Here is an 18,450-nt window from a genome sequence, read left to right as displayed (position 1 = left end):
CTCACCGCTGAGCTCCAGTAGCTAGCGTCGAGGCCCGTCTCCCTTCGGGGAGGCGGGCCTCGTGCGTTTGTCCCGGCCACGGCGCGACAGGGGCGGACGGAAATCCCGTGCGCGGGGAATGGCGGTGCGTCAGGCGGTGTTGTCGCTGAAGAACGCGAGGAGGAGCGGAAATCGTGCTTGATCCCCAGGATTTGTACGAATGGGACCAGAAGGGCCTGGCCGTCGTGGACATGGCCCTGGCGCAGGAGTCGGCCGGACTGGTCATGCTCTACCACTTCGACGGGTACATCGACGCAGGTGAGACCGGCGAGCAGATCGTCGACGGGCTGCTCGACACCCTCCCTCACCAGCTGGTGGCCCGCTTCGACCACGACCGCCTCGTGGACTACCGGGCCCGCCGCCCCCTGCTGACCTTCCGCCGCGACCGCTGGACCGCGTACGAGACCCCCTCGATCGAGGTCCGCCTGGTCCAGGACGCCACCGGCGCCCCCTTCCTGCTGCTCTCCGGGCCCGAGCCCGACGTCGAGTGGGAGCGGTTCGCCGCCGCCGTCGGCCAGATCGTCGAGCGTCTCGGCGTCCGCCTCGCCGTCAACTTCCACGGCATCCCGATGGGCGTCCCGCACACCCGCCCGGTCGGCCTCACGCCGCACGGCAGCCGCACGGACCTCATGCCCGGCCACCGCAGCCCCTTCGACGAGGCCCAGGTGCCCGGCAGCGCCGAGTCCCTCATCGAGTTCCGTCTCACCGAGGCCGGGTTCGACACCCTCGGTGTCGCCGCCCACGTCCCGCACTACGTGGCCCGCTCCCCGTACCCGGACGCCGCCCTGACCGCCCTGGAGGCCGTCACCGCGGCCACCGGTCTGGTCCTGCCCGGCGTCGCCCACGCCCTGCGTACGGAGGCCCGGCGCACCCAGACCGAGATCGAGCGCCAGATCGGCGAGGGCGACGAGGAGCTGACGACGCTCGTCCAGGGCCTCGAGCACCAGTACGACGCCATGGCCGGCGCCGAGACCCGCGGCAACCTGGTCGCCGAGCCCGTCGACCTGCCCTCCGCGGACGAGCTGGGCCGCGAGTTCGAGCGCTTCCTCGCGGAACGGGAGGGCGACGCCTAGCCGCCCGGCAGCGGGATCTAAGCTGCCGCTCATGCTGAAGGTGGGCCTGACCGGCGGAATCGGCGCCGGCAAGAGCGAAGTGTCCCGGCTGCTCGTCTCGTACGGAGCGGTCCTCATCGACGCCGACCGGATCGCCCGCGAGGTCGTGGAGCCCGGCACGCCCGGGCTCGCGGCCGTCGTCGAGGAGTTCGGTCCGGAGATCCTCACCCCCGAGGGCACCCTCGACCGGCCGAGGCTCGGCTCGATCGTCTTCGCGGACCCCGAGCGACTCGCCGCACTCAACGCCATCGTCCATCCGCTCGTCGGCGCCCGCTCCGCCGAGCTGGAGGGCCAGGCCGGCCCCGACGACGTCGTCGTCCACGACGTGCCCCTGCTCACCGAGAACGGCCTCGCGCCCCTCTACGACCTGGTCGTCGTCGTGGACGCCGCCCCGGAGACCCAGCTGGACCGCCTGGTCCGGCTGCGCGGCATGACCGAGGACGAGGCCCGGGCCCGGATGGCCGCCCAGGCCACCCGCGCCCAGCGCCGCGCCGTCGCCGACCTCCTGATCGACAACGACGGCCCCCTGGAGGCGCTGGAGCCCCAGGTGCGCAAGGTGTGGGAGGAGCTCCGACAGCGCGCCGCCGGCGACTCCTAGCGGAGCCGGCGGGCTCGGCGCGCTGCGCGAGCCCTCGCGAGCGGGATAGGGCGGGCCCGCGAGGAAATACCCCACCAGGGGACTGCTCCGCGGAATGCGGTCGCCGTGCCCGCGGTTGAACTGCCGGAGCGAGGGAAGGAAGCCGCCGTGCCCGAGAGGAACCCCGAGACCCACGTCATCGACTTCCGCGCCGCCGAGCAGCTGCTCGCCGCGCGGGATCCGAGAGGCGCGGTCAAGCTGCTCGACTCGGTGATCGCCGCCCACCCCGAGAACACCGCGGCCCGGCTGCTGCGCGCCCGCGCCTTCTTCGCCGCCGCGCAACTGCGTCCCGCGCAGCTCGAGTTCGAGCTGGTCCTGGAGCGCGAGCCGGACAACGCGTTCGCCCACTTCGCGCTCGCCCGCACCTATGAGCGCTCCGGCCGCGAGGACCAGGCCACCCGCCACTTCCGGCTCGCCGCCGCGCTCGACCCGAAGCCGGAGTACCTCGAAGCGGCCCGCTTCGGACCGGCCGGCCCCGGGGCGCAGGGGGAGTAGCCCCGGCGCTCGCGGGCCGTGATCACGGCCGGGGGCCCGGTCCCGTACCCGGCCGGCGTCCCCGGCCGCCGTGATCCGGTTCGTACGGAGGGATGTCGCGCCCCGGCTGCCAGTGCGGGCCCTGCCGGAGGTGGCGCGTCACCACGACCAGGTCCACCGCGGCCACCACGAACAGCACCGCGCACGCCGCCGCCCAGCCCGGCCGCTCCACCAGCGAGAAGACGGTCGCGCCGAACGCCGCCCACAGCACGCCCCACAGGCTCAGCCAGAAGCGCATCCGCAGCGCACTGCGCGCGGTCGCCGGTTCACTGCCGGTACGCATGAGATCGACTCTCCCGGGTCAAGGATCCCCCGAGGCACATCCAGCTTCTACCCGCGACGCACCATCCGAAAAGGCCCACGAGGCCCGGCGAGAGGATGTCAGAGGCATGAGCGAAGTCGGAGACAGCGGCGGCGGCAGCGACCCCATGCGTGCCGGCCACGAGGGCACCGGGCCCGGGCCGATCACCCCCGACGGCTGCGCCGTCGAGCTGTACCGGCGGCTGTCGGTCGGCACCGAACCCGACGTCATCGCGGCCGCCGTGCCGGCCGGCGCCGCGCTCCTCGAACTGGGCAGCGGCGCGGGCCGGGTGACCGTGCCCCTCGCCGCACGCGGCTTCGCCGTGACCGCCGTGGACGAGTCGGCGGAGATGCTGGCCGTGGTCGGCGAGCGCGCCCCGGGCGTCGAGACGGTGCGCAGCCCCATCGAGACGCTGGACCTGCCGCGCAGGTTCGACGCGGTCGTGCTCGGTTCGTTCCTCGTGCACACCGCCGACCACCGGACCCGGCAGGCCCTCCTGGAGACCTGCCGGCGCCATGTGAAGGACGACGGCCGCGTCCTGATCCAGCGCGAGGGCGCCGACTGGCACCTGGACGTGCCGCGCGAGCGCCGCGACCCGGGCGGATACACCGTACGGATCGTGTCGGCGCAGCCGGTCGGCGACGGTGTGAACTCGGTCCACGCCGAGTACGTCTTCCCGGACGCGCGCTGGACCCAGACCTTCCTGTCCCGGCCGCTGACGCGCGAGGCGTTTGAGGGCCATCTCGCCGAGGCCGGGCTCGCCGTCGACCGCTATCTGACCGACGACGGCACCTGGGCGCTGGCCCGTCCGCGGCGGGCGCGGGAGGTCAGTGGATGACGCTGTAGCTGCGCCAGGGCAGCGTGCCCGGGGCGATCTCGTCGCCGCTGTTGCTGGGCAGGTAGGTGTTGTGGGGGGCGTCGCAGTTACGGGTCCGGTAGAGCCTCATGTCCACCAGCGTCGAGTTCTCCACCTTCGTCGCGCCCGCCGGTGCCAGCCGGTGGCAGCCCTTCACGGAAGGGCTGGTCACCCTCACCCCGAGCCCGCGCCCGGTCTCGTACGAGACCGTGCCCACCATGCTGCGGCCGAGCCCGGAGCAGCCCGTGACGGCGAGCGAGAGCAGGGCGGCCCCGGTGGCGATGGTGAGACGCCGGTGAACGAACATGGCGGAATCCTCGTCTGTCGGGTCGGGCAGGGCATGGCGGACACGGGCGGGAAGCCTGTTGCCCGCCACGCTTCCCCCTCCCGCACGGCCTGTCACGTAGTGCTGGGCCGCCCGGGGGAACAGCCGCAGAGCGGCATTGTCAGACCTCACCCGTAAGGTCGGAGATCCAGTCGGAATCCGTCGCGGATCGGGAGGTGAGCAGCGCCGTGACCCACACCTGGAGCGCCCTGTGCGGCCTCGCGGCCGTCTTCCTGCCCGCCGACCTGCCCCGCGAGGGCCGGGTCGCCTTCTGGGCCCCCGACGGCGGACCGCTGCCCGGCGCCTGGCCCGTACGGCCTTCCGGGATCGACGGCCGGCCGACGGAGGGCGGCGCGGAGGAGATCCCCGGCTCCGCCGAGCGCGGCGAGCTGACCGTCGTACGGCGCCACGGCACGGGAGTACGCGGCCGGACCGTGCCCGCCGTGATGCTGCCCGTCGCCGACGCCCTGCCCGCCCTGGTCGCCGCCCGCCGGCATCCGGCAGCGCACCCCGCCGCCGCCTGCTGGGGCGCCGCGGCCCTGCACGCGCTCCATCTGATCGCCCGCGCCCGGCTCCTTCCCGGCCTCACCGCCGACGACCACGACGCCTGGCGGGCCGGACCGCTCGACGCCGACGACATCGCCCATCTGCGGGCGATCGCCGCCGCCATGCCGTACGAGGCCCACGCCACGCCCGTGCCCGGCCACGGCCCACTGCGGCTGCCCGAGCCCGAGGCGCTGGTGCGCGCCTTCCTCGACGCCGTCGCCGACACCCTGCCCCGCACCCCCGCCGCGCCGCACGCCGTCGGCGCGCCCTTCGCCGCCCGCGAGCCCCGCCATCTGCCCCGCGCGCGTGCCTGGGCAGCCGAGGCCGCCGCCGGCATGGACGCCGGGGTGCGCGTCTCGCTGCGCCTCGACCTTTCGGCGTACGAGCTCTTCGACACCTCCGACCCGGCGGCCGACGAGGCCGGCGCCGAGACCGCGGACGGCGGCGGCGTCGAGCGGCGGCAGGCCGCTGCCGCCCTCCTCCAGGTGCACAGCCTCGCCGACCCCACCCTCGTCATCGACGCCGCCGCCCTCTGGGCCGGCGAAGGCGACGAACACTTCGGGCCTCGCGCCCGGATCGACGCCGTCCTCGCCCTGCGCCGCGCCGCCCGCGTCTGGCCACCCCTCGGCCGCCTGCTCGAACGGGAGGTGCCCGACGTCCTCGCGCTCTCCGAGGACGAGCTGTACGAGCTGCTCGGCCCCGCCGCCGCCCGGCTCGCCGACGCCGGGGTCGTCGTCCACTGGCCCCGCGACCTCGTCCGCTCGCTGACCGCCTCCGCCGTCGTGCGCCCCGCCCGCACCGCACCCGGCTCCGCGACCGACGGCACCGGCTTCCTCGACAGCGCCGAACTGCTCCGCTTCAACTGGCAGCTCGCCCTCGACGGCGATCCGCTCACCACCCGCGAGATGGACGCACTCGCCGAGGCCCACCGCCCCGTGGTGCGCCTGCGCGACCAGTGGGTGGTGGTCGACCCCGACCTCGTCCGCAAGGCCCGCAAGCGTGAACTCGGACTCCTGCAACCGGCCGACGCGCTCGCCGTCGCCCTCACCGGCACCGCAGACATCGACGGCGAGACCGTCCCCGCCGTCCCCGTCGGCGCCCTCGCCATCCTGCGGGACCGCCTCCTCGCCGGCCCCGAGGACATCCCGCCGCCGCCCGGACTCGACGCCACCCTGCGCGACTACCAGCTGCGCGGCCTCGCCTGGCTCGACCTCATGACCTCCCTCGGACTCGGCGGCTGCCTCGCCGACGACATGGGCCTCGGCAAGACCGTCACCCTCATCGCCCTCCACCTGCGCCGCGCCCACCGCCACCCCACCCTCGTCGTCTGCCCGGCGTCGCTCCTCGGCAACTGGCAGCGCGAGATCCAGCGCTTCGCGCCCGGCGTCCCCGTCCGCCGCTTCCACGGCACCGGCCGCACCCTCGAAGGACTCGACGGCGGCTTCGTCCTCACCACCTACGGCACCCTGCGCACCAGCGCGCCCCGGCTCGCCGAGCAGCAGTGGGGCATGGTCGTCGCCGACGAGGCCCAGCACGTCAAGAACCCCTTCTCGGCGACCGCCAAGGCACTGCGCACCCTCCCCGCCCCCGCCCGGGTCGCACTCACCGGCACCCCCGTGGAGAACAACCTCTCCGAGCTGTGGGCGCTCCTCGACTGGACCACCCCCGGCCTCCTCGGCCCCCTGAAGGCGTTCCGCGCCCGGCACGCCCGCGCCGTCGAGAACAGCGAGGAGCTCGACAACGAGGAGGCGGTCGAGCGCCTCGCCCGCCTGGTCCGGCCGTTCCTGCTGCGCCGCCGCAAGTCCGACCCGGGCATCGTCCCCGAGCTGCCGCCCAAGACCGAGTCCGACCACCCCGTCCCGCTCACCCGCGAGCAGGCGTCCCTCTACGAGGCGGTGGTGCGCGAGACGATGGCACAGATCGAGGGCGCCGAGGGCATCGCCCGACGCGGACTGATCATGAAGCTGCTCACCTCACTCAAGCAGATCTGCAACCACCCCGCCCAGTACCTCAAGGAGCCGACCGCGCAGACCCCGCCGGGCACCCGGGCGGCCGCGACCGGACACCGCACCCCGCGGCTCGCCGGCCGCTCCGGCAAGCTCGCGCTCCTCGACGAGCTGCTCGACACGATCCTGGCCGAGGACGGCTCCGTCCTCGTCTTCACGCAGTACGTGTCGATGGCCCGGCTCCTCGCCGACCACCTCGCCGGTCGGGGCATCCCCGCCCAGCTGCTCCACGGCGGCACGCCCGTCGCCGAGCGCGAACGGATGGTCGACCGCTTCCAGAACGGCGAGGTCCCCGTCTTCCTGCTCTCCCTGAAAGCCGCGGGCACCGGCCTCAACCTCACCCGGGCCGGCCATGTCGTCCACTACGACCGCTGGTGGAACCCGGCCGTCGAGGAACAGGCCACCGACCGTGCCTACCGCATCGGCCAGACCCAGCCCGTCCAGGTCCACCGGCTGATCGCCGAAGGCACGGTGGAGGACAGCATCGCCGAGATGCTCCGCGCCAAGCGGGCCCTCGCCGACGCCGTCCTCGGCTCCGGCGAAGCCGCCCTCACCGAGCTCACCGACCGCGAACTGGCCGACCTGGTGTCCCTGAGGAGGCCCGCATGACGCCCCGCCTCCCCGGCCGCCCCGGCCCCCGGGCCGGCGCCCTGCCCCGCCACGACGACCGGCGCCGCACCTTCCCCCAGCTCCCCCCGCACAGCGCACCCGACGGACGCTTCGCCGCCACCTGGTGGGGCAACGCCTGGGTCGACGCCCTGGAGGACACCGCCCTCGACCCGGCCCGGCTCGCCCGCGGCAAGGCGTACGCCCAGCGCGGCCACGTCGACGCCATCACCGTCACCCCCGGCCGCGTCGTCGCCTACGTCCACGGCAGCCGCCCCCGCCCGTACCGCACCGAGATCCGGCTGCGGACCCTCGGCGACGACGACTGGGAGCGGTTCCTCGACGAGGCCGCCGCCCGGCCCGAGCACATCGCCGCCCTGCTCGACAAGGACGTCCCGCACGCCCTGGAAGCCGTCACCGGACTCCTGCCCGCCCCCGGCGACCTCGTCCCCGACTGCTCCTGCCCCGACGACGGCTACCCCTGCAAACACGCCGCCGCCCTCTGCTACCAGTCCGCCCGCCTCCTCGACGAGGACCCGTTCGTCCTCTTCCTGATGCGCGGCCGCGGCGAACAGGAACTCCTCGCCGCCCTCACCCGCCGCAACGCCGCCCGCGCCGCCGCCGAGCGCACCGGGACCGGCACGGCCGGCCCCGCCCTGCCCAGTCTCCCGGCCCGCACCGTGCTCGCCCCCACCACCGGCCACACCCTCCCGCCCCTGCCGCCGCCGCTGCCCGCCCCCGCGCAGCCCGGCCGCCCCGCCGTCTTCCCGGCCGATCCCGACGCGCCCGACCCGCTCGCCCTCGACCTCCTCGCCACCGAGGCCGCCGCCCGCGCCCATGCCTTCCTCACCACCGGACACGACCCCGTCGCCGCCCTCACCCCCTGGCAGGACGCGGTACGGCTGGCCGCCGCGCACCCCGGCTCCGGACTCACCGCCTCCACCCGCGCCCTCTACCGCGACCTCGCCTACGCCCTCGACCGCACCCCCACCGACCTCGCCCGAGCCGTCGCCGCCTGGCGCCAGGGCGGCCCCGCCGGACTCGCCGTGCTGGAAGAGCCCTGGGACCCGCCCGCCGGCCCCTTCGACCGGGCCAGACCCGCCCTGCTCGCCGCCGACCTCCCCGCCTTCCGCCCCTGGCGCAACCGGCTGTCCACCCGCACCCTCCAGCTCCGCCTCGGCCGCGACGGACTCTGGTACGGGTACGAGTCGGACGCCGACCGCGAGGACTGGTGGCCGCGCGGCACCCCGGACGCCGACCCGGTGGGGGTGATCACCGACCTGCTCGGCAGGTGACCGATAGGCTGGACAGGGACGCACGACGCTTCGAAGGGGGCCTGGTGGAAGCCGAGTTGGTGGCACTGGCGACGACGGGGGCGACCGCCCTCGTACAGCACATGGTGAGCGACGGCTGGGAGCGGGCCCGCACCCGGATCGCGGCGTTTTTCGCCGCGCGCTCCGGAGCCGACGAGGAGGCGGTCGGCGCCGAACTCGAGGCCGCGCGCGACGAACTGATCCGCGCCGAGCGGACCGGCGACGAGGAGACGGCGACCGAGGCCCGGACCGAGGCGCATGTCGAGTGGCGGGCGCGGATGCGGCGCAGCCTGCTGGCCGATCCCGAGTCGGCACGGGAACTCCAGGAGATCCTGGACGAGTTGGCCGGCGACGAGCGCAGTCCGGCCGAGCCGGCCGCCACCGTCACCAACGTCATCAGCGGAGGAGTGCAGCACGGCTCCGTGATCCAGTCCCACACCATCCAGAACCTTCGGATCGGCGGCCAGGACCGCTCCCGCCCATGACCCCCGACCCCGTCGTGCGCAACGACGTCGGCGGCACGGTCCACGGGACCGTCGTCCAGGCCGGGCGGATCGACACGCTCACCGTGGAGGCCGTCGTCCCGGCGATCGTCCCGGGCAGCCCGCCGCCCGGGTTACTCCCACCGCCGACCCGCCACTTCACCGACCGCCGCGACGAACTCGACCGGCTCACCGCCCTGCTGGACGGCGCCGACGACGACCCGGCGCCCCGGGTGGTCGTGCTCACCGGCACCGGCGGCATCGGCAAGTCCGCCACCGCGCTCCACTTCGCGGCCCGCCTCCGCGGCCGCTTCGACGGCGGCCAGCTCCATGCCGACCTGCGCGGCGACGCCACCGCCACGGCCGCCACGCCCTCCACGGTCCTGGCCCGCTTCCTGCGGGCGCTCGGAGTCGCCCCGCAGTACGTGCCGGCCGACGAGCAGGAGCAGATCGACTGGTTCCGCACGCTCACCGCGGACCGCCGCCTGCTCACCGTGCTCGACAACGCCCACTCGGCCGCCCAGGTGCTCCCGCTGCTGCCCACCGGTCCCGGTTCGCTCACCCTGGTCACCAGCCGCCGCCGGCTCGACGGCCTCACCCGCGAGGTCGGCGCCCACCGCCTCGCCCTCGCCCCGCTCGGGCCCGCCGACTCCGCCCTCCTCCTCACCCGGCTGTCCGGCCGCGACGCCTCTCACGCCCACACCGGCGCGCAGGCCGTCGCCCGGCGCTGCGGCGGACTCCCGCTCGCCCTCTGCATGGCCGGCGAGCGCCTCGCCGTACGCACCCATCTCACCTGGCAGCAGCTGGAGCGCGACATGGCCACGTCCGCGGCGGACGACCCCGGCCGCGACGGCCCCGAGGGACGCGACCCCGTCACCGCCACCGCCGACACCTCGTACGAGGACCTCACGTCCGACGCCGCCCGCCTCTACCGGCTCGGCGGGTTGCGCCCCTGGGCCGGACTCACCGCCCCGGCGGCCGCCGCGCTCGCGGAGGTCCCGGTGGAGCGGGCCGCCGCGCTGCTCGAAGAGCTGGCCTCGCTCCACCTCGTGGAGGAGTACGAGTCGGGCCGCTACCGCTACCACGACCTGCTGCGCGCCCACGCCGAGCGCCGCGCGCTCGAAACCGACGGACCGGGCCGGTGCGCCGCGGCGGTCGGGCGGCTCCTGCGCCACCACCTGGCCGCGGCCGCCGCCGCGGACGCCCGCGTCATGCCCGGCCGCTGGCGCCTCGGTCCCGTCTACGCGCACCTGCCGCACGGCCCCGAGGTCCCCACCACGCCCGCCGCCGCGACCGACTGGCAGCTCGCCGAGCGCGAGAACCTCGTCGAGGCCGTGCGCACCGCCGACGCGTACGGACTCGACGACCTCACCTGGCAGTTGTGCGAGGCGCTCTGGAGCCTGTTCTTCCGGCAGGGCTTCCACGAGGAGTGGCTGGCCACCCACCGCCTCGGCATCGCGGCCGTCACCCGCTGCCCCGCGCCGCCCGGCGCCGAGGGCCGCATGCACACCCAGCTCGGCTTCGCCCTCCACGGTCTCGGCCGGTACGACGAGGCCGAGGCGGCGTTCACCGCCGCCGCCGAGGCCGACCGGCGCGCCGCCTTCCGTACGGGAGAGGCGACAGCGGTGGAATCCATCGGCCTGGTACGGCTCGCCCAGGGCCGCCACGACGAGGCCGCCGACTCCTTCCGCACCGCCAGGACCCTCACCGACGACCCCCGGGCCCAGGCCCTGCTCGCTCACCACCTGGGCCGCGCGCTCTCGGGCCAGGGCCGGCACGCGGACGCCGTCGCCACCCTGGAGCGGGCCCGGGAGCTGATGGCCGCACTGCCCGACCCGTACAACGAGGCCCGCGTCCTCACCAGCCTCGGCGAGGCGGCCCTCGCCACCGGCGACCGCGAGCGCGCCGCCGGCCTCCTCGCCGACGCGGCCGGGCGGATGGCCCGCGAGCGGGTCCCGGTCCAGGAGGCGGCCCTCGCGGCGCTGCGCGCCAGGGCCGCGGCGAGCGTGGCGGAGCGCCGGAGCTTCCTGACCGAGGCGATCGAGCGGTACGAACGCCTCGGCGCGCCCCAGGCGGCAGCCCTTCGCGCCGAGCGGGAGGCCCTCGGCTAGCCGTCGCCGCCCGGCACGGCGGCCCGTACCGCGACCCGGTGGCGCACCGAGCCCGTCGCCACGACGAGGACACCGGCGGCGACGAGTGCCGAGAGCGGTCGGCCGCTCGCGCGCCAGGCGTGGACGGCCGAGGCGTACGCGAACGGGTCGCACGGATCGGCGAAGCCGTCCGGGCGGGGGAGCGCGGCCAGTTCGAGGACCGTGCCGTCCCGGTCGCGGACCAGACAGCGACCCGGGCCCGTCGCGACGGCGGCGAGCGCGGCGTACGGGCGCTGGGCCAGGAGCTCCGCGGCGCGCGGGCCGGGAGCGTCGCCGGTCCGGCCGCCGTCGGTGACGACGTCCGCGAGCGCGAGCCGCCCCGCGTCGGCGGTGCCGTCGTCGACGACCGTGTGCGCGTCGTCCGCCGTGGGGATCTCGGGCTCCGCGACCGGATCGGCATAGCGGGTGACCGCCACCTCGGGCGGACCGCCGGGGGAGTCGCGGACCGTGGTGAGGACCCGGACCGGCACGCCGACCTGCGGGGTCTCCGTCCCTGCCGGGGCGGGGGCTGGGGCGGGGGCCGGGGCCGGGACGACCTGTACCGGTACCGGCAGCGACGGCAGCCGGGCCGGACGTACGGGCTCGGGCAGGCCGAGGACGGTGTGGAAAAGCGTCCGCAGCAGCGCCGCCGACGCACCCGGGTCCGAGGTGGCCGCCGCCGCGAACCCGTCGTACCGCCCGGGCACATGGCCGTCGATCACCGCGTCGAGCTGCGCCCGCAACGGCACCCCCGGACGCAGCGCCGGAGCGGCCCGGCCGAGCGCGGCGACGGGCGACGCGGGGTCGAGCTCGTCCTGCGGGAAGGCCCCGAGCAGCACCGGCAGACCGAGCGCCGCCGCGTAGTAGGTGACGGAGCCGTGGTCGCCGATGACGCAGTCGGCCGCCGCGACCGCCTGCCGCCAGTGCTCGACCGGGTCGACGAGGAGGACCCCGGAGCCGGCGGCCCGGCGCAGCCAGGCGCGGATCTGGCCGGGCCCGTGCCCGTACCAGATGTTGGGGTGCAGCACGGCGCACAGCCGGTATTCGTCCATCGGCAGCGTCTCCGTCAACTCCCGCAGGAGAGTGGGGAAGGCGTCCGATCCGGCCAGGGAGGCGCGGCCCCAGGTGGAGTTCAGGACGACGAGCCGGCGCCCGTCACCGGCCCCGAACGCGCGTCGCAGCGCAGGGCGCCGGTGACGGAGCCCGAGCATCCGGTCGAAGCAGGGATCACCGGCGAGGACGGCGGTCTCGGCGGCCTCGGGGCAGGCGCGCCGCAGCCGGTCGAGCTGTTCGGGGTGGGAGAGCACGGTCGCCGCGGCGAGCGGCTTGCCCTCGTGGAGCAGCCACTCCGGGTCCATGCCGAAGACGGGCGCACCGCCGTTCCCGCCCCACGCCCCGAGCCCGGTGTCCGGTGTCCGGTGTCCGGTGTCCGGTGTCGCCAGCCTCTTATTGTATCCGGCACCGTGTGAGAGGATGGCCAACTTCCCCTGAAAGGCCTGGAGTTCCCCGCCGTAGCTCGCGCTGATCGCGAGGTCGACGGCGCCGCCCGCGGCCAGTTCCTTCGCCTGTTCCCACGGCACCACCGGCAGCCCCGCCCGGTCGAGCAGCTCCGGCACCCCGGCCAGGAACGGCGAGGAACCCGTGCAGGTCGCGAGGGTCTGCACGTCGAGGGCGTCGTCGAAGAGCGGCAGCACGTCGAGCAGCCGGGTGGCCGAGGTGACGTTGTGGACGACGAACAGGACCGTACGCGCGGGCTCCCGGGTCCGCCAGCGCGCCGCGTCCCGGCCCACCGGCACCCGCAGCCACTCCCGCCCCACGGTCACCACGCCCCCTCCGGACCCTCTCCGGTCACGTGCGTGTCACCGTAACCCACCGCGAACACCCGACGTCGGGACATGATCCGCCCGGTTCACACTCCCTCGATGGAGTGAAACCCGCCGGGCTTCGGATCCGGGCACCTCGCGGATGGCGTTGTCTCGGGTGCGGGCGAGTGCCCGTGAAGACATCCGGAAGGCAGGAAGCCATGAGGCAGATTCGCCGAAGTGGTCTGGCCACACTGTTGGTCACCGGTGGCGCGCTGGCGCTCTCGGCGGGCGCCGCCCACGCCGACTCCACGGCGCAGGGTGCCGCCGTCGGCTCGCCGGGGGTCGGCTCCGGCAACGCTGTTCAGCTGCCGGTGCATGTCCCCGTGAACGCCTGCGGGAACACCGTCAACGTGGTCGGGCTGCTCAACCCCGCGGCCGGCAACAGCTGTGCCAACCGCTCCGCGGGGTCCGAGGGTTACGGCTCCGAGGACAGCGGCCCGGCCCACAAGGACCTGCCGGGCACCCCGCGCTCCGGCTCCTCCGACAGCGGTGCGCACGGCGGCGGGTCCCACGGCGGTGGCGTGTCCAACGGCGGCGGCGCCACCGCCGAGAGCCACGCCGTGGGCTCCCCGGGCGTGCTCTCCGGCAACGGCCTCCAGCTGCCGATCGACCTCCCCGTCAACCTCAGCGGCAACTCGGTCAACGTCGTCGGCATCGGCAACCCCGCCACCGGCAACACCTCGGTCAACGAGTCCCAGGAGGAGTGCGAGCACCCCGAGACCCCGACCCCGCACCCGCCGACCCCGGCCCACCACGTGCCGCCCGCCCACAGCACCGGCCAGCACCGCCCGGCCCCGCAGTCCGAGCACGTCTCGCTCGCCAGCACCGGCGCGGACTCCCTCGGCTTCGCCGCCCCGGCGAGCGCCGCGCTGCTCCTCGGCGGCGCGCTGCTGTACCGCAGGGCCCGTCGCGCGTCGGCCGACCAGGGCTGAACCGAGGCCCGCACCACTGACGCGCCGGACGTGACCGCTGTACCCGGCTCTACCTAGCCGTACCCGGCCGTACCGAGCCGTACCGAACCGTCACGCGTCGTACGGCTCGCGGGGCGAACCAAGGGCTGAGCTCAGGGCGCCGCGTCGCCGCGCCCCTCAGCCCGCACGCCAGGCCCGGATGACCGCCTCGATGGCGGGCGCGATTCTCGCCCGGGCCTGGTGCCGTGGCACCCCGGCCATGAGCAGGGTGTCGTATTCGGTGTCGACATGCCGTACGGCGGCCCGCACCGCCGCCGTGACCGCGCCCGGGTCGAGGGCCCGGCCGGCGGCCGTGCGCCCCACCCGCCCGCTGCCCCTGGCCGAGGCGTGGGCGGCGATCTCCGCCGCCCGGTCGGCCGGGCAGCCCGGGAAGAGACGCCGGATCTCCGCCTCCAGGGTCGCGGTGATCTCCGCGTCCCGCCCGGCCCGCCGCGCCGCGTCCCTGGCCCGGCGCCGCGCCCGTGCCTCGGCGTCCGCGAGGCACGCCGCCTCCGCCCGGACCAGCGCCGGCTCCTCGACGAGCAGGCCCTGGCGCTCGTACCGGGTGCGCCGGCGGTTGTGCCGTACCACCACCGCCCACAGCGAACTGCCCTCGCGCGCCCGGCGGGTCAGGGCCGTGTCGCCGCGGCGCAGGAAGACGAGATGACCGAGGTCGGCGCAGTCCAGACAGACGGGCGCGTTGAACTCGACGATCATCCGCTCCAGCGGCCCCTGGTGGCACTCCGAGCAGCGGCGCCGTCTGAGCGGTTCGACCACGACGGGGGCGACGAGATCCACGACGGTGTTCTACCCGTACGAGAGGTGCCCGATGCCCCGGAGCGGGCCCGGTACGCGCCGCTCACGCCGGGTGCGTGAGCCGGTTCGCGCTCAGCGCACGCCCGGCGCGGCCGCCGCCACGAACAGGGCGAGGGCCTCCTTCGCCTCGTCCGAGCGCCGCGTGCGCTCGGCGTCGTCGGCGGCCTCGTGCATGCAGTGGGTGACCTCGAACGCGGCCTCGGCGAGCTGTCGGACGCGCGGGTCGTCGCAGACGAGCTGCACCCGGAAGAGCGCCTGCCGGGCGGTGGTGCGCTGCCGGTACGAGGCGTACCGGGACTGCTCCGCCTCCTCCGAGCCCGGCTGGAGGTGAGCCTTGAACCAGCGGTCGTTCTGGCTCTGCCGGTAGTCCACGACCGCGCCCGCGAAGGCGCTGTAGGTCGCGATCCGCTCCTGCCGCAACTGCTCGGTCCTGGCGAGCGCGGCGGTGCGCTCGGTGGCCCGGCCCTGGAACCAGTGCGTGGCGACCACGCCCAGCAGGGTCCCGACGACGGCTATCAGCGCCGCATCCATGACGGATCCGCTCCTCTCTCCTGCGATGAACCGTCAGATCATCGCAGGAAAACGGAACTTCCCCCGAAACCCCGGGCGCAGGCGGCTACTGCCGGTATCCGCCGAGGAATCGGCCGATGCGGCTGATCGCGGCGTCCAGGTCGTCCACGTACGGCAGCGTGAGGATGCGGAAGTGGTCCGGGCGCGGCCAGTTGAAGCCGGTGCCCTGCACGACCTGGATCTTCTCGCGCAGCAGCAGGTCGAGGACGAACTTCTCGTCGTCGTGGATCGGGTACACCGCCGGATCGAGGCGCGGGAAGGCGTAGAGCGCGCCCTTAGGCTTGACGCAGGAGACGCCGGGGATCTCGTTGAGCTTCTCCCAGGCCCGGTCGCGCTGCTCGCGCAGCCGGCCGCCAGGGGCGGTGAGCTCGTGGATGGACTGCCGGCCGCCGAGCGCGGCCTGGATGGCGTACTGCGCGGGCGCGTTGGGGCACAGCCGCATGGAGGCCAGCATGCCCAGGCCCTCCAGATAGCTCTTGGCGTGCTCCTTGGGGCCGGTGACGACGAGCCAGCCGGAGCGGAATCCGGCCACCCGGTAGGTCTTGGACAGGCCGCCGAAGGTGAGCACGACCAGGTCGGGGGCGAGGGAGGCGGCCGGGTAGTGGACGGCGTCGTCGTAGACGATCTGGTCGTAGATCTCGTCGGCGAAGACCATCAGGTTGTGGCGGCGGGCGAGGTCGAGGATGCCCTCGACGATCTCCTTCGGATAGACGGCGCCTGTGGGGTTGTTGGGGTTGATGACGACGACGGCTCGGGTCCGGTCGGTGATCTTCGCCGCCATGTCGTCGAGGTCGGGGTACCAGTCGGCCGACTCGTCGCACAGGTAGTGCACGGGCTTGCCGCCGGCGAGCGTCACCACGGCGGTCCACAGCGGGTAGTCGGGGGCCGGGATCAGGACTTCGTCGCCGTCCTCCAGGAGGGCCTGGGTGGCCATGGAGATCAGTTCCGAGACGCCGTTGCCGAGGTAGATGTCGTCGACGTCGACGTCCGGCAGCCCCATCGACTGGTAGCGCTGGGCCACGGCGCGGCGGGCGGAGAGGATGCCGCGGGAGTCGGTGTAACCGTGGGCCCGCGGGAGCATCCGGATCATGTCCTGGACGATCTCCTCCGGCGCCTCGAAGCCGAAGAGCGCGGGGTTGCCGGTGTTGAGGCGGAGCACGCTGTGGCCCGCCTCCTCCAGGGCGTTGGCGTGCTCGATGACCGGGCCGCGGATCTCGTAGCAGACCTCGCTGAGCTTGCTCGACTGCCGGAACTCCATGTGCCGACCTCCCCAGAAGTGTTGATGCTTGGTTTTACCAAGTTCGAGCTTGGAAAGTCCAACAACATGTCTAGACTGCGTCGCATGCCCGCTCAGTCAGCACCGTCACGTCCGCCGCGGCAGACCCGCCGCCGAAGCTACGACCAGTACTGCGCCGCAGCCCGCGCCCTCGACGCCGTCGGTGACCGCTGGACGCTGCTGATCGTCCGTGAACTCCTCGCCGGACCGCGCCGTTACACCGATCTGCACGCCGACCTCCCCGGCGTCAGCACCGACATGCTCGCCGGCCGGCTCAAGGACATGGAGAGCGCCGAACTCGTCACCCGCCGTCGGCTGCCGCCCCCCGCCTCGGCGTACGTGTACGAGCTCACCGACCGTGGCCGCGAACTGCTCCCGGTGCTGCGCGCCCTCGCCGCCTGGGGCGCGCCCGCCCTCGACGAGCCCCGGCCGACCGACGCCGTGCGCGCCCACTGGTTCGCGATCCCGCTGCTCGGTGCGCTGGAGGGGCTCGGGGCCAAGGTCGTCCAGGTCACCCTGGACGAGGGGGAGTTCCACGTACGGGCCGGGGGCGACGGGCAGGGCGAGTACGGAGGTGCGGCGTACGGGGACGGGCCGGCGGCCGACGCAGAGGTACGGCTGCGGACGGACGCGGCGACCTGCCGGGCGCTGGTGGCGGGCGAACTGACGCTCGCGGAGGCGGTCGAGTCGGGCCGCGTCGAACTCCAGGAGCCGACCGAGATCCACGTCCCCTGAGCGCGTGTCGTGCGGCGCGTGTCGCCCGGCGAGAGTCCAGTGGTACCTGTTGCGCGGCAGCTGTCGTGCAGCGCCTGTCGTGCTCCGCGTGGCCTATCCGCTGCCGACCGCGTGGGAGGCCAGGACGGCGGCGAGCCGCTCCCTGGCCTCCGTCTGCGCCGCGATCCGCGCGTCGAGGACCGCGAGCCGTTCACGGGCGATCGCGAGACCGCGCGGGGAAGGAGCGGTGGCGGGCATGTCGCCGTCGAGGCACGCGGCGAACGCCGCCACGTCCTCCAACGTCAGGCCCGCGCCGAGCAGATACCGGATATTGGATACGCGAACCACGGCGCTCTCGTCGTACACCCGGTACCCGTTGGCCGCGCGCAGCGAGGAGATCAACCCCGCCTGCTCGTAATGGCGCAGGGCGCGTGCCGTCGCCCCGGTCCTCCGGGCCAGTTCACCGATGCGCAAGGCCCCCACCTCCCCGCGCAGTCGTATCACGAGACCAGCGCACCCCCGTCGACCGGCAGCACCGTGCCCGTCAGGTACGCGGCGTCCGGAGCGGCCAGCGCGGCGATCGCCCACGCCACGTCCTCCGGGCGGCCGATCCGGCCCAGCGGGATGTGCGCCAGCTGCCACTCCCGCAGGGCCTTCCGCTGCTCGGGGCCCAGCCCCATGTGGTCGGCGATCGGCGTCTCGATCGCGCCGGGCGCGACCGCCACCACCCGCACGCCGCGCGGGGCGAGCTCCACGGCCCAGCAGCGCGTCAGCGTCTCCAGGGCGCTCTTCGTGGCCGGGTAGAAGGAGCTGTTCGGCCAGCCGCGCTGCCCGATCGTGGTCGTGACGTTGACGACGACGCCCCGGGCGTCCTCCAGCGCCGGCACGGCCGCCTGGGTGAGCAGGACCGGGGCGACGAGGTTCGTCTCCAGGAGCGGGTCGATCACCCTGCGGTCCAGGGTGCCGAGCGGCCCGCCGCCGCCGATCCCCGCGTTGTTGACCAGCACGTCGAGCCGTCCGTACGTGTCCACGGCCGCGCTCACGATCTCCTCGGGGGCGCCGGGCGCGGTGATGTCCGCGACGTGTGGCCGGATGCCCGGAAACCCTGTCGCCGTCTCGTCGAGCGGCTCCGGCCTGCGGCCCACGGCGAGGACGGTGGCGCCCTGCCGCGCGAAGGCCCGCGCGGTGGCGCGGCCGATCCCGGTGCCGGCGCCGGTGACCACGACGACGCGGTTGTTCTTCTGCTCCTGCTTGCTGTCGCTCATGCGCCGATCGTCGAACCCTGCCGTCAGTGACAAGGTCAAATCCTGGATCCAATGTCCTGGATCCAGGACCGTGGAGGTTGGATCCAACATCCAACCTCCAATCTCCAA

At 74.7% G+C, this 18,450-nt stretch carries 18 protein-coding genes; 10 read left to right on the top strand and 8 right to left on the bottom strand.

All coding sequences use genetic code 11. The features are described from left to right. The first annotated feature begins 173 nt into the window (after nt 1-173). The 3 genes from ACIRSU_RS28735 (at nt 174) to ACIRSU_RS28725 (ending at nt 2,283) form a co-directional block, all read left to right on the top strand. Nucleotides 174-1,112, top strand: a complete 939-nt coding sequence (locus ACIRSU_RS28735) for a PAC2 family protein (protein WP_403797992.1) — start codon at nt 174-176, stop codon at nt 1,110-1,112. 31 nt (nt 1,113-1,143) lie between these two features. Continuing rightward, nucleotides 1,144-1,749: a dephospho-CoA kinase gene (gene coaE, locus ACIRSU_RS28730; protein ID WP_403797990.1), complete on the top strand. Its 606-nt coding sequence runs from the start codon at nt 1,144-1,146 to the stop codon at nt 1,747-1,749. 147 nt (nt 1,750-1,896) lie between these two features. Further along, nucleotides 1,897-2,283, top strand: a complete 387-nt coding sequence (locus tag ACIRSU_RS28725) for a tetratricopeptide repeat protein (protein WP_403797987.1) — start codon at nt 1,897-1,899, stop codon at nt 2,281-2,283. 22 nt (nt 2,284-2,305) lie between these two features. Here ACIRSU_RS28725 and ACIRSU_RS28720 read toward each other — a convergent pair whose 3' ends face one another. Continuing rightward, nucleotides 2,306-2,605, bottom strand: coding sequence for a DUF6343 family protein (locus ACIRSU_RS28720; protein WP_403797984.1), 300 nt, complete (start codon nt 2,603-2,605; stop codon nt 2,306-2,308). A gap of 145 nt (nt 2,606-2,750) precedes the next feature. On the opposite strand from ACIRSU_RS28720, the gene ACIRSU_RS28715 reads away from it, so the two are divergent. Continuing rightward, nucleotides 2,751-3,461 (top strand): class I SAM-dependent methyltransferase, encoded by a 711-nt coding sequence (locus ACIRSU_RS28715; RefSeq protein ID WP_403798591.1) that lies wholly within the window; start codon nt 2,751-2,753, stop codon nt 3,459-3,461. On the opposite strand, the gene ACIRSU_RS28710 is transcribed toward ACIRSU_RS28715, so the two are convergent. After that, nucleotides 3,451-3,786 carry a hypothetical protein gene (locus ACIRSU_RS28710; RefSeq protein WP_403797981.1) on the bottom strand — a complete coding sequence of 112 codons (336 nt, stop codon included), beginning with the start codon at nt 3,784-3,786 and terminating at the stop codon, nt 3,451-3,453. The genes ACIRSU_RS28715 and ACIRSU_RS28710 overlap by 11 nt on opposite strands. A 194-nt stretch (nt 3,787-3,980) precedes the next feature. Here ACIRSU_RS28710 and ACIRSU_RS28705 point away from each other — a divergent pair, with 194 nt between their 5' ends. Genes ACIRSU_RS28705 through ACIRSU_RS28690 form a run of 4 tightly spaced genes read left to right on the top strand, consistent with a single transcriptional unit; the run spans nt 3,981 to nt 10,868 of the window. Then, nucleotides 3,981-6,965, top strand: coding sequence for a DEAD/DEAH box helicase (locus ACIRSU_RS28705; RefSeq protein ID WP_403797978.1), 2,985 nt, complete (start codon nt 3,981-3,983; stop codon nt 6,963-6,965). Then, a complete protein-coding gene (locus ACIRSU_RS28700) occupies nt 6,962-8,257 on the top strand; it encodes an SWIM zinc finger family protein (protein WP_403797975.1) in 1,296 nt (431 codons plus the stop codon). Before ACIRSU_RS28705 ends, ACIRSU_RS28700 begins: the two co-directional genes overlap by 4 nt. A 44-nt stretch (nt 8,258-8,301) precedes the next feature. Next, nucleotides 8,302-8,760, top strand: coding sequence for a hypothetical protein (locus ACIRSU_RS28695; protein ID WP_403797972.1), 459 nt, complete (start codon nt 8,302-8,304; stop codon nt 8,758-8,760). Then, nucleotides 8,757-10,868 carry a tetratricopeptide repeat protein gene (locus tag ACIRSU_RS28690; protein ID WP_403797969.1) on the top strand — a complete coding sequence of 704 codons (2,112 nt, stop codon included), beginning with the start codon at nt 8,757-8,759 and terminating at the stop codon, nt 10,866-10,868. The genes ACIRSU_RS28695 and ACIRSU_RS28690 overlap by 4 nt, the downstream gene beginning before the upstream one ends. Here the strand turns inward: ACIRSU_RS28690 and ACIRSU_RS28685 are convergent. Then, nucleotides 10,865-12,712 carry a hypothetical protein gene (locus tag ACIRSU_RS28685; protein WP_403797966.1) on the bottom strand — a complete coding sequence of 616 codons (1,848 nt, stop codon included), beginning with the start codon at nt 12,710-12,712 and terminating at the stop codon, nt 10,865-10,867. The genes ACIRSU_RS28690 and ACIRSU_RS28685 overlap by 4 nt on opposite strands. 197 nt (nt 12,713-12,909) lie before the next feature. Between ACIRSU_RS28685 and ACIRSU_RS28680 the strand changes: the two genes are divergently transcribed. Beyond that, nucleotides 12,910-13,683, top strand: a complete 774-nt coding sequence (locus ACIRSU_RS28680) for a chaplin (protein ID WP_403797963.1) — start codon at nt 12,910-12,912, stop codon at nt 13,681-13,683. Nucleotides 13,684-13,839: 156 nt separating this feature from the next. Here ACIRSU_RS28680 and ACIRSU_RS28675 read toward each other — a convergent pair whose 3' ends face one another. From ACIRSU_RS28675 to ACIRSU_RS28665, 3 genes are all read right to left on the bottom strand, one after another. After that, nucleotides 13,840-14,499, bottom strand: a complete 660-nt coding sequence (locus ACIRSU_RS28675) for a DUF2293 domain-containing protein (RefSeq protein ID WP_403797960.1) — start codon at nt 14,497-14,499, stop codon at nt 13,840-13,842. Nucleotides 14,500-14,589: 90 nt separating this feature from the next. Beyond that, a complete protein-coding gene (locus ACIRSU_RS28670; RefSeq protein WP_403797957.1) occupies nt 14,590-15,048 on the bottom strand; it encodes a hypothetical protein in 459 nt (152 codons plus the stop codon). 85 nt (nt 15,049-15,133) lie between these two features. Then, nucleotides 15,134-16,345, bottom strand: a complete 1,212-nt coding sequence (locus tag ACIRSU_RS28665) for a pyridoxal phosphate-dependent aminotransferase (RefSeq protein WP_403797954.1) — start codon at nt 16,343-16,345, stop codon at nt 15,134-15,136. A gap of 84 nt (nt 16,346-16,429) precedes the next feature. Between ACIRSU_RS28665 and ACIRSU_RS28660 the strand changes: the two genes are divergently transcribed. Further along, on the top strand, nt 16,430-17,098 hold the full coding sequence (locus tag ACIRSU_RS28660; RefSeq protein WP_403797952.1) for a winged helix-turn-helix transcriptional regulator: 669 nt from the start codon (nt 16,430-16,432) through the stop codon (nt 17,096-17,098). 93 nt (nt 17,099-17,191) lie between these two features. On the opposite strand, the gene ACIRSU_RS28655 is transcribed toward ACIRSU_RS28660, so the two are convergent. Together ACIRSU_RS28655 and ACIRSU_RS28650 are read right to left on the bottom strand one after the other, a co-directional pair. Next, nucleotides 17,192-17,551 (bottom strand): MerR family transcriptional regulator, encoded by a 360-nt coding sequence (locus ACIRSU_RS28655; RefSeq protein WP_403797950.1) that lies wholly within the window; start codon nt 17,549-17,551, stop codon nt 17,192-17,194. Nucleotides 17,552-17,577: 26 nt separating this feature from the next. Beyond that, on the bottom strand, nt 17,578-18,342 hold the full coding sequence (locus tag ACIRSU_RS28650) for an SDR family NAD(P)-dependent oxidoreductase (RefSeq protein WP_403797947.1): 765 nt from the start codon (nt 18,340-18,342) through the stop codon (nt 17,578-17,580). Nucleotides 18,343-18,450: the final 108 nt, after the last annotated feature.

The sequence above is a fragment of the Streptomyces sp. NPDC101160 genome, from assembly GCF_044768205.1.
Classification (GTDB): domain Bacteria; phylum Actinomycetota; class Actinomycetes; order Streptomycetales; family Streptomycetaceae; genus Streptomyces.
Note: the sequence above shows the minus strand (reverse complement) of the source record. Positions and strands in the feature narration are given on the sequence as shown.

What these genes read in the sequence shown, in the direction of transcription:
- ACIRSU_RS28715 (WP_403798591.1), top strand. Translation starts at nt 2,751, where the DNA reads ATGCGTGCCGGCCACGAGGGCACCGGGCCCGGGCCGATCACCCCCGAC.
- coaE (WP_403797990.1), top strand. Translation starts at nt 1,144, where the DNA reads ATGCTGAAGGTGGGCCTGACCGGCGGAATCGGCGCCGGCAAGAGCGAA.
- ACIRSU_RS28660 (WP_403797952.1), top strand. Translation starts at nt 16,430, where the DNA reads ATGCCCGCTCAGTCAGCACCGTCACGTCCGCCGCGGCAGACCCGCCGC.
- ACIRSU_RS28720 (WP_403797984.1), bottom strand. Translation starts at nt 2,605, where the DNA reads ATGCGTACCGGCAGTGAACCGGCGACCGCGCGCAGTGCGCTGCGGATG.
- ACIRSU_RS28670 (WP_403797957.1), bottom strand. Translation starts at nt 15,048, where the DNA reads ATGGATGCGGCGCTGATAGCCGTCGTCGGGACCCTGCTGGGCGTGGTC.
- ACIRSU_RS28680 (WP_403797963.1), top strand. Translation starts at nt 12,910, where the DNA reads ATGAGGCAGATTCGCCGAAGTGGTCTGGCCACACTGTTGGTCACCGGT.
- ACIRSU_RS28650 (WP_403797947.1), bottom strand. Translation starts at nt 18,342, where the DNA reads ATGAGCGACAGCAAGCAGGAGCAGAAGAACAACCGCGTCGTCGTGGTC.
- ACIRSU_RS28665 (WP_403797954.1), bottom strand. Translation starts at nt 16,345, where the DNA reads ATGGAGTTCCGGCAGTCGAGCAAGCTCAGCGAGGTCTGCTACGAGATC.
- ACIRSU_RS28690 (WP_403797969.1), top strand. Translation starts at nt 8,757, where the DNA reads ATGACCCCCGACCCCGTCGTGCGCAACGACGTCGGCGGCACGGTCCAC.
- ACIRSU_RS28710 (WP_403797981.1), bottom strand. Translation starts at nt 3,786, where the DNA reads ATGTTCGTTCACCGGCGTCTCACCATCGCCACCGGGGCCGCCCTGCTC.
- ACIRSU_RS28700 (WP_403797975.1), top strand. Translation starts at nt 6,962, where the DNA reads ATGACGCCCCGCCTCCCCGGCCGCCCCGGCCCCCGGGCCGGCGCCCTG.